The sequence below is a fragment of the Microcoleus sp. PH2017_05_CCC_O_A genome (genome assembly GCF_020738785.1).
In the GTDB taxonomy this organism is placed as follows: domain Bacteria; phylum Cyanobacteriota; class Cyanobacteriia; order Cyanobacteriales; family Microcoleaceae; genus Microcoleus.
This window is the reverse complement of sequence record NZ_JAEQCB010000154.1, coordinates 1-11,804: the sequence shown is the minus strand read 5'-3', so window position 1 is coordinate 11,804 and position 11,804 is coordinate 1. Positions and strand designations below refer to the sequence as shown.

The window sequence follows — 11,804 nt, the reverse complement described above, 5'->3', positions numbered from 1 at the left end:
TCTGGTGATGAATCTTTCTGCCAGGGTACGGCAGGCTTTTTGGCTTTTTTTCTGTCTATTTCATAACAAAAACCTTTTTTGATGTTTTTTGGCTTAAATTATTGGTAAAAGCTATGTTTCGCCAGAACAAGATTGATAAAACTTATATTGTCGAGGCGATCTCAAATTCACTCATCTTTCTAAATGCTGTTTTCTGACTTTTTCAGCAAGCCCTAATTAGTAATCAAAATGGGATGACTCGCATTCCCCGCTACAAACACTTTATAAAACAAGTTCGTAGTGAGGAATTTATTCCTCAAAATCCTAGGACTAAAGTCCTCACTACCAACAGCAGTTTTTACCAGAAAGAATTGGTTTAAAGGCTCTTCCTTGTAGGGAGAAATTAAAATCAGACGATTCATTACTCCAATCCTCTTCCTTCCTTTGTCAACTATCAACTGTCAACTGAACTTAAGTAGCCTTTTTCTGAGGAGCTACCATGCGTTCTACACTCATCGCAGCCACGCTCAATGTCACCACAGCCATGCCGAGAATTGCTACAGGCTGCAACTTTTCATTGATAATTATAAACCCGAAGAGTGCTGTCATCGCCGGGCCCAAAGTGCCAATTACTGACGCTAAGGCCGCCCCCGCGAACCGGATGGCAAAATTGTTCAAAAGATAGCTAAATAGTGTCAGTACGCCTAAAACAACGCCTCCCACAATCAAACCAGGCCAAACATTTTGGTCGATTTTCGGAGCCAGATTCTCTGACAGCGGTACCCACAAACTCAGGGACGAAAATACAAAAATCGCGCCGAAATTAACTAAACTAAAAGGAATCGGGTGCAGTTTGCCGGCGGCCATTTGAGTTAGCAATACGTAACCTGCAAAGGTAATCCCAGAAGCCAGTGCAGCGGCGACTCCTACCTCGACATTGCCACCGCCAGGAGCTGGCGCAGCAAAACTCGGCGATCCAACTAAAATCAGACCTGCGGTAATCCCCAACATCGCCAAAAAGCCGATCGTACTCGGACGAGCGCCAAACAAGAACCAAGAACCCAGTACGGTGACGATCGGGTAAATAAAGAAAATTGTAATAGCAATCCCCGCCGGAATATTGCCGATCGCCAAATAAATCAAAACCTGAGACAAAAACAGAAAAAATGCGCTTCCTAAAACCTTGCTCCACAAAGATAGATCGCGCGAGTAGAAAAACCGTTTAAGATCTTTCCAGACAGAAGGATACAGAAATGTTGCCAATACTGGCATCAAAGCCATCACCACGATCAGCCGCATCAACAAAATCAACAGAGAATTTCCAAAACCCCGAGTCACCACCCCATCAAGCTCAAACACGCCAAAAATCATCCGAGGATTTCTGCTTTTAATTAGAATTCTCAAACAAACATTAAACAGCGACAATACCACCGCCGAAGACAAAGCCAGAATCAAACCTGCTTGCACTTGAGAAGTGGCTGTTGCGACTGCCGCAGGCGCTGCTGAAGGCTGTGGAACGGCTTGCCGCGGCGCATCCGCAGGTGTTGGCGGCAAAACTTGCGGGCGGATAGAATTAGTTGCTTCCTCGGGATAGGAATCTTGAGCGTCGAAAGGATTGTCAAGATATTCTTCTTCTACGAGTTCTTCCCGAATGCGGTTGACGAGATTTTGTAGCAGTTCTTCCCCTTGGAGTTCGAGGGTTTTCATGTTGTTGAGCCGCATGGATAGCTCGCTTTCATAGCTGCTCAAATCTTGTTCTAGCATCTGGAAACTGCGATCTATCCGTTCATCGAGCGCCGCCAATAACTCCGAGGCCCGTTCGTCATAGTTGCTAGGGGGCATGGGTATGGGGAATTCGCCGCTGGGAATTGGGCTGCTGAGAGAATGGCCCGAGTTAGCGCTGAGTTCGTTGAACCGCTGCACCAACAAATCCTGCAAATTGTGAGCCAAAATTTGAGCCAACTGCTTCAGCCACAATTGCTGCTGCTGAATGTATCGCCCAGACAGAGATTCCATTTGCTGAGACTGCAATTTGCGATATTGCTCCCGGAGGCCTTCAATATCTTCAATCAGGTGATTTTTTTCAGTTTGCAGCCGAGTAATGTCCTGGTTTAACTGACCTTTGACATTTTCATGCAAAGCGTCCAGTTCCTGCATCACTGAGTTGAGGACTTGTTCTGCTGATTGTGCATCCCCTGCGTCGCCTTTTGGCGAGTATCTGTTCCGGTTCGCCATTAGCCTATAACCTCTAATTTAAACTGCACGAGAGAGTGTTCTTAAGTATTTTGGCTGCATCAGGTCGCAAGTTCTAGTGAGTTGGTCTCAAAGATTGCGGACGCTGTTGAATCTATGGTAGTCGCTGAGCTAGAAATGTTAGAAAATTGCGTGAAGCGAAGCTATCCCGCTCTTAATCGCCCCAAGAACACTTTGTGCAATTAGAAATCATACTACAGCTTGACCTCTGCACCGATTGCTCCGGGTAATTCTCGCCTCTAACTCACCCGCCTCGCCAGCCGGATAACCTCTTCCCCGACAACTAAAGTTGAGGGTAGGGCCGAGACTCCTCACCCCTAAAGGCATAATTTGAGCATTAAATGGCTAGAAACCGGGTTTCTGGGCCCAAGTCTCTCACACACTCTTGCACCCGGATTTTTGATATTAAAATTTCCGATCTTGCGATCGCCAAAGTTTGAAGAGGCGATCGCACCCTCAAAAGCAACCTGTCTCATCAAAAAACTAACACATCCCATTCTCCAAGGGCAACAGATCTGGCATCTAAAAATTCTGACAATTGCTTTACGATAAGAATTTGGTTTAAAGCCCCAAGCGCGATCGGAAGAGCTTAAAATCAGACGATTCATTACTCCAATCTTCTGACTTCCTTTGTCAACTATCAACTATCAACTATCAACTGATTTTCTTTTTCAACCATCAACCATCAACTGTTAACTGAATGAAAAGCGATCGCCAAAGCCTGAATATTTCAGACTAAGCCGAAGTGTTTATTTTTCCGGCATCATTTGCCCAGCAACGCCTGTGGTTTCTAGACTAATACTCACCGTAAAACACTTTATACAATTTAGTAACAGCACTGAGATTCAGTTGAGAAAGCCCTGTATGGAAGTGCTGGCTTGACAGCTAAAGCATTGTTTGGAGAAGGAAATTATCGCGGTTCTCAAAAAAGTGAGGTATGCCCACGGATGCCTATGCCCTATGCCCTATGCCCTATGCCCAGTCGTACTTCATCTTTCGCTTGAAAGGCTATACACACCTATCGCGTTCATTTAACTAAAATCCATTGGGCGATGCTGAAAATGCTAGCACCCAAACCGGCGGCGATCGGGATTGTCACCACCCAAGCCGAACCAATTGACTGCAAAGTTTTCCAGCGTACCGATTTCCAACCTTTAATCAGCCCGACTCCCACAACTGCACCCACTAAAGCGTGGGATGTGGAAACCGGCAAACCCAAGCGAGATGCTAATAATACTGTGGTAGCTGTGGCTAATTCCGCGCAAAATCCGCCGCTGGGTTGCAGTTGGATGATGTTTTCCCCGACTGTAGCGATCACTTTTTGACCCCAAATGGCTAAACCGATGACGATTCCTGCGCCTCCGAGGACTAAAATCCACAGGGGAACGTTAAAATCTTCTAGGGGAAAGGAGCCTGTGCGCTGGATGTAGGCGATCGCAGCTAAAGGCGCAACGGCATTCCCTACGTCGTTGGAACCGTGTGCAAATGCCACAAAACAAGCGCTCAGCACTTGAAATCTCGCCATCTGTTGCTCGATGGAAGAGTGAGGGAGAGTGGGAGATGGGGAGAGGGGGAGAGTGGGAGATGGGGAGAATATTTCCTCTTGCTTATTCTTTCTATCTGTTACATCCCGCACATTGCTCGCTGCCGAACCTTCTTTCTCTAACTTTTTCCAGCTATTGAGGGAAAGCCCGATCGCAGCAATACTCCCGATAGCAATCGCAATATCGTGAATTGGCAGATTCCAGCCAAGTCGATCGCGCGCGAAGTCGATCGCGCCTGTCTGCACCAAAGCCACATCCACAACAGACGGCAATACAATTATCCCAAATACGCTCAGCAGCGCTGCACTCAGCCAAGGTATCCACTCGCGCAGTTGAAATAAAGGATCGGGGCGATCGAGAATCCAATGCTTCACCCCACTATAAAATAGTGCAGCTAAAGCACCGCTAGCAAAAGGTGTCGCCACCCAAGTTAACGAAATCCTGCCGATAGTCGGCCAATCAACCGCATGAATTCCCGCTGCTACCCAGCTAAAACCTGCGATCGCACCTACCACCGCATGAGACGAAGAAACTGGCAAACCTAGACTGGTAGCAATTTGCAGCCACAAGCCACAAGCTGCTAGCACTGACACCATCCCGATCAAAAATACCTGCGGTTTGTCTGCGAACACTTCTGCATTCACAACTCCTGTTGCTAGAGTTTCGGAAACTCCTTGCCCGAACAGCACGGCACCAGCAAACTCTAGTATGCCTGCAACAATTATTGCTTGCCGCAGCGTGAGCGCCTTCGATCCTACCGATGTCCCCATCGAGTTCGCGACATCGTTAGCCCCCAAGTTGGCGGCGACGTACAAAGCTAGTATCGCGATCGCCCCGAGTTGCAGAAATACGACCAAGGAAGTATTTAACATAGAAGTTTTTTGAGATAAAACTGGCAGTTCGATATATGATAGGGGATTGTGAGTTTTGGAAAATTTTATGAAAGGCGCAGCAGAAATAATCCGTTCGATCGAGACGGAAGAAATAAATAGAGTCAAGGTAGAACTAAGCAAAGTTCTACCAGAAATTTACGTAGGCGACACCGTGCGCGTCGGCGTGAGAATTAAAGAGGGCGCGAAAGAACGGGTTCAACCCTACGAAGGGACTGTGATTGCCATGCGTAACGGCGGCATTAATGAAACAATCACTGTGCGCCGCGTGTTTCAAGGCGTCGGCGTGGAACGGGTGTTTTTGATTCACTCGCCCCGCATCGCTACTGTTCAAGTCATGCGCCGCGGTAAAGTCCGTAGAGCAAAACTTTACTACCTGCGCGATCGCGTCGGCAAAGCTACTCGCGTCAAACAGCGGTTCGATCGCTCCCTGTAGGAATGCACCCAGCTTCCTCTTGGAGAGACAGAAAATGGGAAATTGAAAAATTCAAAAAAAAGTTTCCCATTTCCGAGCGCACTGTGTTAAAATAGAAATCTAGAGGTTAAGCGAATTTCAGCAACCTCACCTGTGCGCTCTTAGTTCAGTTGGTAGAACGCAGGTCTCCAAAACCTGATGTCGGGGGTTCAAGTCCTCCAGGGCGCGCTGAATCACCAAAATTTTAATTCTGCCCGAAAGCGCCCGGATAATTGGCTGGAAACAGCCGAAACCGCAGACTTTCGGGTAGAATTAATTTTTGTGGGCGGTTCGCAACAAAGGCCATCAACAAATGCTCGGTGTTGCTTCTCGATCGCCTTTGAGGGCGATCGGCACATACACCGTTAGATGGGTTGAGCTTGTAAAAAAGTGCTGGCTTTGGATTTGAGATTTTGGACTTGGGCGTAAGTGGTTAGTGTCAAAAAATCAGATAGCCGCGAGCCACTCACAAAATCTAAAATCTGAAATCTAAAATCTGAAATCGGAAGGGGGATTCGATCGTGGCGAAAAAAGACGAAGCTCAAGAAACTCAAGAAATGACTGCGCCTGGGTTCGATCCTGCGGGTTTTTTTAAGGAAACTAGAGAAGAACTCGACAAAGTGGTCTGGCCGAGCCGCCAGCAGCTAATTAGCGAGTCTTTGGCCGTGCTTTTGATGGTAATCCTCTCAGCAAGCCTGATCTATTTGGTGGATAACTTCTTTAACTGGGGCGCAGGAAAGGTGTTTGGGCCATGACTTTTGCATCAGAAGAATCTGATTATTCCACAGAAACGACGGGACAGGCAGCATCGCCAGATGTGCCGGAGATTCAGGCTCGCTGGTATGCTGTTCAGGTAGCCTCAGGCTGCGAGAAGCGCGTGAAGGCAAACTTGGATCAGCGGATTCAAACTTTGGATGTTGCCGATCGCATCGTTCAAGTCGAAATTCCGCAAACTCCAGCGATCAAAGTCGGCAAAGACGGTTCCCGGCGCCAGTCAGATGAGAAAATTTTCCCCGGCTACGTACTCATCCGTATGTATATGGACGAGGATACGTGGCAGGTGATTAAAAATACCCCGAATGTAATTAATTTTGTCGGGGCAGAGCAAAAACGCCGCTACGGGCGCGGCAGGGGTCACGTCAAACCGCTACCTCTGAGTCATTCGGAAGTAGAACGGATCTTCAGAAACGCTCAGGAATCAGAACCAGTTGTCAAAGTATCGATGGCGACAGGAGACCACGTTGTGGTACTTTCCGGGCCGTTTAAGGATTTTGAAGGTGATGTGATTGAAGTTAGCCCGGAACGGAACAAGCTCAAAGTTTTACTCTCGATTTTTGGGCGCGATACGCCTGTAGAATTAGAGTTCAATCAGGTTCAGAAACAGAACTAACTAATGGCAAAGAAAGTTGTTGCAGTAATTAAGTTGGCGATTACAGCGGGAAAAGCCAACCCAGCTCCTCCTATCGGCCCAGCCTTGGGTCAGCACGGCGTCAATATCATGATGTTTTGCAAGGAGTACAATGCTAGAACCGCAGACCAAGCAGGTCTCGTGGTTCCGGTAGAAATTTCGGTTTTTGAAGACCGCAGTTTTACGTTTATTCTCAAAACCCCCCCGGCGTCGGTTTTGATTCAAAAGGCTGCTGGTATTGCTAAGGGTTCGGGTGAACCTAATCGCAAGCAAGTAGGGACAATCACACAGGCTCAGTTGCGAGAAATCGCTGAAACTAAGATGCCTGACCTTAATGCTAATGATGTTGAAGCTGCTATGAAAATTGTAGCGGGAACAGCTAAAAACATGGGCGTGGCGATCGCTGATTAAAGTCAGTTGACAGTTGACAGTTGACAGTTGACAGTTGTCAGTTGACTCCGAAAGCAGTTGGCAGTTGGCAGCAATCAATCGTCAGAATCGGAAAAATTTTAGATTGGCAACGATCGGCTGATAAGTTCAATCGAAAATCTAAAATCGAAAATCCGAAATCGCAAGTCGATTCAGGGGGAGAAGCAAAGCTTCGCTAGGAATCGCAAATGTTTTAGATTTGAAATGACCGAAACGGCTCAATTCTTAAATCTAAAATCTCACATCTCAAATCTACTAACCCCAAAAAATAACAATGGCAAAGAAAGTATCGCGAAGATTGCAAGAACTTCAAAAGAAAGTTGAAGAGAGACCTTACCTACCGCTGGAAGCTCTGCAACTTTTGAAAGAAACAGCAACCGCTAAGTTTGGCGAATCTGCTGAAGCTCACATCCGTTTGGGAATTGACCCGAAATATACTGACCAACAGTTGCGGACAACTGTATCGCTGCCAAAAGGAACTGGTCAAGTAGTCAGAATTGCGGTGATTGCTAAGGGCGAAAAAGTTAAAGAAGCTCTGAATGCCGGCGCAGATATTGCTGGTTCTGAAGAGTTGATCGAGGAAATTCAAAAGGGCATGATGGACTTCGATTGTCTGATTGCTACTCCAGATGTGATGCCGTTGGTGGCAAAATTGGGTCGGTTGTTGGGCCCGCGCGGCTTGATGCCTTCTCCAAAAGGCGGCACAGTGACGACTGACATTGCTCGGGCGATCGACGAATTCAAAGGTGGTAAACTAGAATTCCGTGCCGATCGCACAGGCATCGTTCATGTTATGTTTGGCAAGGCAGCTTTCTCAGCGGAAGATTTGCTGGTCAACCTTCATGCTTTGCAAGAAACTGTTGACCGCAACCGTCCTTCTGGTGCGAAAGGTCGCTACTGGCGCAGTTTGTACGTATCCGCAACTATGGGCCCATCGATCGAAGTCGATATCAGTGCTCTGCGCGATACCAAACTTGATGCTGCTTAGCAAGAATTAAGCCGAAGGCAGAAAGTAAAAGACAGCTTCGGCTGTCTGTGTAAATCTCTCACGAGATTTGCTGCATACCCTTGCTAATGTCTGCCGGATGGTGATAGCCTAATCAAAAATCAATAAGCTGAAGACCGCAGGTGCCGAGTGCTTAATTTCCTGCCGAGGCTGAAGAAATAAAAACTCAAGAAAATCAATTAAAAAGTTCTATCTTTTAATTCCTAATTCTTAATTTTTAATTCTCTGCCCCGGCTATAAGGTTGGGGTTTTTGATTGGCAGTTTGAGATCCTAAAAGGAGGTGAAATTAGTATGGGCAAAAGTTTAGCAGTAAAAAATGAGATTATTGCAGACCTCAAGCAAACCTTGAGCGAATCTCAACTGGTAATCGCGATCGACTACAAAGGCTTAACTGTTGCTGAAATCACAGATTTGCGGCGGCGTTTGCGTCCCAAAGGCAGCAGTTGCCAAGTGGCAAAAAACACGCTAATGCGAATTGCTGTTGAAGGCAATGAAACATGGCAGCCGATACAGGAATTGCTGACAGGTACGTCGGCGTTTATGTTCGTGCAAGAAGATATTGGCGGCGCGATTAAGGCTTACCAAGAATTCCAAAAAGCTTCCAAGAAGACTGAAGTTCGCGGCGGCGTGATGGAAGGACGGGTGCTGAAACAAGATGATGTTAAGGCATTAGCGGATCTGCCGTCGAAGGAACAACTCATGGCTCAAATTGCTGGCGCTATCAACGGTGTCGCAACCAAGTTGGCTGTGGGTATCAATCAAGTTCCTACTTCGATCGCACGCGGTCTCAAAGCTTATGCTGAAAAAGACGGCGATGCAGCAGAAGCACCAGCAGAAGCAGAAGCACCAGCAGAAGCAGAAAGCGTATCTGCTTAGATAGTTTTGAGTTTTGAATTGTGAGTTTTGAATTGAGAAATCTCGAACTAGAAAATCACAACTGACAACTGACAACTGACAACTGACAATTAATCAAATCGAACTAGGAGTTCAAAAAATGTCTACTGCAACCGACGAAATCTTAGAAAAACTGAAGACTCTGAGCTTGCTCGAAGCTTCTGAATTGGTCAAGCAAATTGAAGAAGCTTTTGGCGTTAGCGCTGCTGCTCCTGTAGGCGGCATGATGATGATGGGCGGCCCTGCTGCTGCTGCTGAAGAAGTAGAAGTACAAACTGAGTTTACTGTCATGTTGGAAGAAGTTCCTGCTGACAAGAAAATCGCAATTCTGAAGGAAGTCCGCGCAATTACCGGTTTGGGTCTGAAGGAAGCGAAAGACTTGGTAGAAGCCGCACCTAAGGCAGTTAAGGAAGCTATTGCTAAGGAAGCTGCTGAAGAATTGAAGAAGCAGCTTGAAGCTGTGGGCGCCAAGATTTCTATCAAGTAGTCATAGAGTCTAGAAAACTCGGCGGTTGAAACCGCGTCTATACAGACAAAACCCGCCTCCGCGGGTTCAAGATTCGGCGGTTTGAACCGCCGTCTTTTTCTTGAGTCCGCGGAGGCGGACATTGTTTGTGTAGACGCGGTTTCAACCGCCGTCTGATCAGATCTTCGTTCGTGTAGACGCGGTTTCAACCGCCCTCTGATCTGCGATCAAAACTCCGCCTCCATCTGCCGCACGACAGTTAAAGCAGAATAGGAAACACCGGCGGTTCCTTCTCCGGGATGGGTGGAGTCGCCGACTAACCAGAGGTTTTTAATTGGCGTGCGGTTGGCAAATCCGAAAGGGCCGAAGGTTGGTATTCGCTGGCCGATGCCGCCGACAACGCCTTTATCTCTCGCTGTGTAGCGGGCAAAGGTGCGAGGTGTTGCTGATTCTTGATGTACAATTTTTTCGGGTGTCAAATTGAAATATTCGCTCAAACGGGCGATCGCACCTTCAGCGTATTTTTGCTTCAATCCTTCATAATCAGCGGAATTCCACCACATTCGAGTATCAGTAAAAGACGAAGCAATAATTGTCGCCATTCCCTGCGGTGCTCGGCCATCGCCCGCATGACTGACGGAAACAAATAACGAATTATTCTCACCAATCTCGCCGTCGTAGTCGTAGAGAAACTGAAGATGCGGCGGACAATTTGCCGGAATTGCGCTTTCATGCACTCCCAAATATATCACAAATGCGCCGGATGCGGGCGGCAATTTATCAACTCGATGTTTGTAGCCTGCCATTTGATTTGGCAGTTGGTTTGTTGTTTCGGAATTATCTGTTAAAGTTTCTAAAACAGGCTCGCTTGACATCAATTTAACTAGATTTTGCGCGGTGACGTTGGCAACAATGCGATCGCAAATTTCCGTCCAAACTTCGCCTGTTTTTTGATTGCGAATCACTGCGCCGGTGGCTTTGCCGTTAGTGGTGACAATACTTTCGACTGTATGCCGCAACAAAACTTTGCCGCCGTAAAGCTCGATCGCACTTACCAGGCGATCGCTCAACACCTGCATACTTCCTTGTAAATGATACAATCCCTGCGGCTCTTGGGAAACTCCTAAAGCCGTCGCCGCGTACAGCAGCGCCGTTTCTTCGGTATCAACTTGGGAATACAATTTTAACTGCAAATCCAGAAAAGTTCTCAAGCGCAAATTGTCGCCCAAACCGCACAAGCGCAAAGCATCTCCCACCGTCATAAAAGTGAAAGGCAAAGTAATTAAAGTATCGGGGCGAACTGCTTGAATTAATTGCCAGAAATCCCAGAAGTTTCTGGGCGGTAAAACTGGATCGCGCCCTTGAAATTTCCAGCTAGCTTGGAACAATGCAGACAATAATTGCCAAAAAGGTTCGCTTCCGGGGAATTGTTTTTGTCTTTCTTCCTGCCATTTTTGCGGATCTCGCCACACGCTAATCGGTGTCGTTTCTCCCGGCAAAAATACCGCACAAGCGGGATCGCAGGGTGTGGCGGGGGGAAGTTCGATGTTTAATTCTGAGAAAATTCGGTGGTGAATGCCTCCGGGTTCCAAGCCTGCAACCTGCGTGGCGCCGACATCGAAGGTAAAGCCTTTGCGTTTGAAGGTGGAAGCGCATCCTCCGGGGACGATCGCCTGATCTAAGACTAATACTTTGTATCCTCTATGGGCAAGCAAGGCTGCTGCTGTCAGCCCGCCGATGCCGGCCCCAATTACTGTGACGCGGCCCTTGGTGTCTGTTGCACTGGATTTGCTTTGACGGGTGCGATCGGTCATCATAATTTATTTATTGTAATATTTCTTAATATTATGGTCATATTTTGCCATAAAAAGCTCTTGTAGCGACAGGTTCAAATCTATCGCTACAAGAGGAAGGAGGCCGAGTTTAGAGGACGTTTTAGGGGTAAAGTGCTCCGGGCGCACCCGAAACGTTAGACTGTGGCGTGCTGATGAGAAAATCAGGGACGGCGCCACTTGTTGAGATAAGCTTCGCCAATCCCAGCCACAGCTTGCATTTGAACTAGCTGTTCCCGTAAAGCTTTGATTGTTTTTAGCTGTTCTTGAGACTCTTGCTGCAAAGCCTCGTAATTTAGCTGTTTCGCAGCACTTTGGCTTAATTGATCTTTTAGAGAGTGGAACTCGGTCAGTTGAACTTGCAAGTTGCCGATCGCACTTGACTTTTCTGCTAACTCCTGCTGCAAAGCTTCGTAACTTGACTTCGATACAGTTTCCTGCAATTGGCTTTCGAGATTTTGCTTTTCGGTAGCGAATTGCTGCTGTAAAGATGCGATCGCACTTTCTTTTTCGCCCAATTGATGCTGCAAAGATTCCAAATCGCTAGATTTGGAGGCTAGTTGCTGCTGCAATTCGTTAGCCCAATGTTCTTTTTCGCCCAATTGATGCTGCAAAGATTCCAAATCGCTAGATTTGGAGGCTAGTTGC

General features: G+C 47.2%; 13 protein-coding genes, 1 tRNA gene, 1 pseudogene and 1 other annotated feature. Of the genes and pseudogenes, 10 read left to right on the top strand and 5 right to left on the bottom strand.

The window, feature by feature from the left end:
• Nucleotides 1-212: 212 nt before the first annotated feature.
• The 3 genes from JGK20_RS27510 to JGK20_RS27500 all read right to left on the bottom strand — a co-directional run bounded on the left by JGK20_RS27510 (nucleotide 213) and on the right by JGK20_RS27500 (nucleotide 4,648).
• The gene (locus JGK20_RS27510; protein ID WP_293186754.1) at nucleotides 213-401 is read right to left on the bottom strand and encodes a hypothetical protein; all 189 of its coding nucleotides are present in this window, start codon (nucleotides 399-401) and stop codon (nucleotides 213-215) included.
• A gap of 49 nt (nucleotides 402-450) precedes the next feature.
• A complete protein-coding gene (locus JGK20_RS27505) occupies nucleotides 451-2,214 on the bottom strand; it encodes a DMT family transporter (protein WP_293232827.1) in 1,764 nt (587 codons plus the stop codon).
• A gap of 1,045 nt (nucleotides 2,215-3,259) precedes the next feature.
• On the bottom strand, nucleotides 3,260-4,648 hold the full coding sequence (locus tag JGK20_RS27500) for an inorganic phosphate transporter (protein ID WP_293212822.1): 1,389 nt from the start codon (nucleotides 4,646-4,648) through the stop codon (nucleotides 3,260-3,262).
• A gap of 67 nt (nucleotides 4,649-4,715) precedes the next feature.
• Between JGK20_RS27500 and rplS the strand changes: the two genes are divergently transcribed.
• The 10 genes from rplS to rplL all read left to right on the top strand — a co-directional run bounded on the left by rplS (nucleotide 4,716) and on the right by rplL (nucleotide 9,345).
• Nucleotides 4,716-5,102 carry a 50S ribosomal protein L19 gene (gene rplS, locus JGK20_RS27495; protein ID WP_293186751.1) on the top strand — a complete coding sequence of 129 codons (387 nt, stop codon included), beginning with the start codon at nucleotides 4,716-4,718 and terminating at the stop codon, nucleotides 5,100-5,102.
• Nucleotides 5,103-5,236: 134 nt separating this feature from the next.
• Nucleotides 5,237-5,309: transfer RNA gene (locus tag JGK20_RS27490), tRNA-Trp, on the top strand.
• The gene (locus tag JGK20_RS27485; protein ID WP_293186750.1) at nucleotides 5,280-5,489 is read left to right on the top strand and encodes a hypothetical protein; all 210 of its coding nucleotides are present in this window, start codon (nucleotides 5,280-5,282) and stop codon (nucleotides 5,487-5,489) included. Before JGK20_RS27490 ends, JGK20_RS27485 begins: the two co-directional genes overlap by 30 nt.
• Before the next feature lie 152 nt (nucleotides 5,490-5,641).
• Complete coding sequence (gene secE, locus JGK20_RS27480) at nucleotides 5,642-5,875, top strand: preprotein translocase subunit SecE (protein WP_293128199.1); 234 nt, start codon at nucleotides 5,642-5,644, stop codon at nucleotides 5,873-5,875.
• Nucleotides 5,872-6,510 carry a transcription termination/antitermination protein NusG gene (gene nusG, locus JGK20_RS27475; protein WP_293186749.1) on the top strand — a complete coding sequence of 213 codons (639 nt, stop codon included), beginning with the start codon at nucleotides 5,872-5,874 and terminating at the stop codon, nucleotides 6,508-6,510. Before secE ends, nusG begins: the two co-directional genes overlap by 4 nt.
• Nucleotides 6,511-6,513: 3 nt before the next feature.
• A complete protein-coding gene (gene rplK, locus JGK20_RS27470) occupies nucleotides 6,514-6,939 on the top strand; it encodes a 50S ribosomal protein L11 (RefSeq protein WP_006635588.1) in 426 nt (141 codons plus the stop codon).
• 20 nt (nucleotides 6,940-6,959) lie between these two features.
• The gene (locus JGK20_RS27465) at nucleotides 6,960-7,136 is read left to right on the top strand and encodes a hypothetical protein (protein WP_293186748.1); all 177 of its coding nucleotides are present in this window, start codon (nucleotides 6,960-6,962) and stop codon (nucleotides 7,134-7,136) included.
• A gap of 95 nt (nucleotides 7,137-7,231) precedes the next feature.
• On the top strand, nucleotides 7,232-7,945 hold the full coding sequence (rplA, locus tag JGK20_RS27460; protein ID WP_293186747.1) for a 50S ribosomal protein L1: 714 nt from the start codon (nucleotides 7,232-7,234) through the stop codon (nucleotides 7,943-7,945).
• A gap of 109 nt (nucleotides 7,946-8,054) precedes the next feature.
• Nucleotides 8,055-8,226, top strand: a sequence feature (ribosomal protein L10 leader region).
• 29 nt (nucleotides 8,227-8,255) lie between these two features.
• The gene (gene rplJ / locus JGK20_RS27455) at nucleotides 8,256-8,840 is read left to right on the top strand and encodes a 50S ribosomal protein L10 (RefSeq protein ID WP_293186746.1); all 585 of its coding nucleotides are present in this window, start codon (nucleotides 8,256-8,258) and stop codon (nucleotides 8,838-8,840) included.
• A gap of 118 nt (nucleotides 8,841-8,958) precedes the next feature.
• The gene (gene rplL / locus JGK20_RS27450) at nucleotides 8,959-9,345 is read left to right on the top strand and encodes a 50S ribosomal protein L7/L12 (protein WP_293186745.1); all 387 of its coding nucleotides are present in this window, start codon (nucleotides 8,959-8,961) and stop codon (nucleotides 9,343-9,345) included.
• A gap of 206 nt (nucleotides 9,346-9,551) precedes the next feature.
• On the opposite strand, the gene crtD is transcribed toward rplL, so the two are convergent.
• Nucleotides 9,552-11,141 (bottom strand): C-3',4' desaturase CrtD, encoded by a 1,590-nt coding sequence (gene crtD / locus JGK20_RS27445; protein ID WP_293232825.1) that lies wholly within the window; start codon nucleotides 11,139-11,141, stop codon nucleotides 9,552-9,554.
• A 179-nt stretch (nucleotides 11,142-11,320) separates the two neighbouring features.
• Nucleotides 11,321-11,804 (bottom strand): annotated as a pseudogene (locus tag JGK20_RS27440) (CopG family transcriptional regulator); the annotation flags it as partial.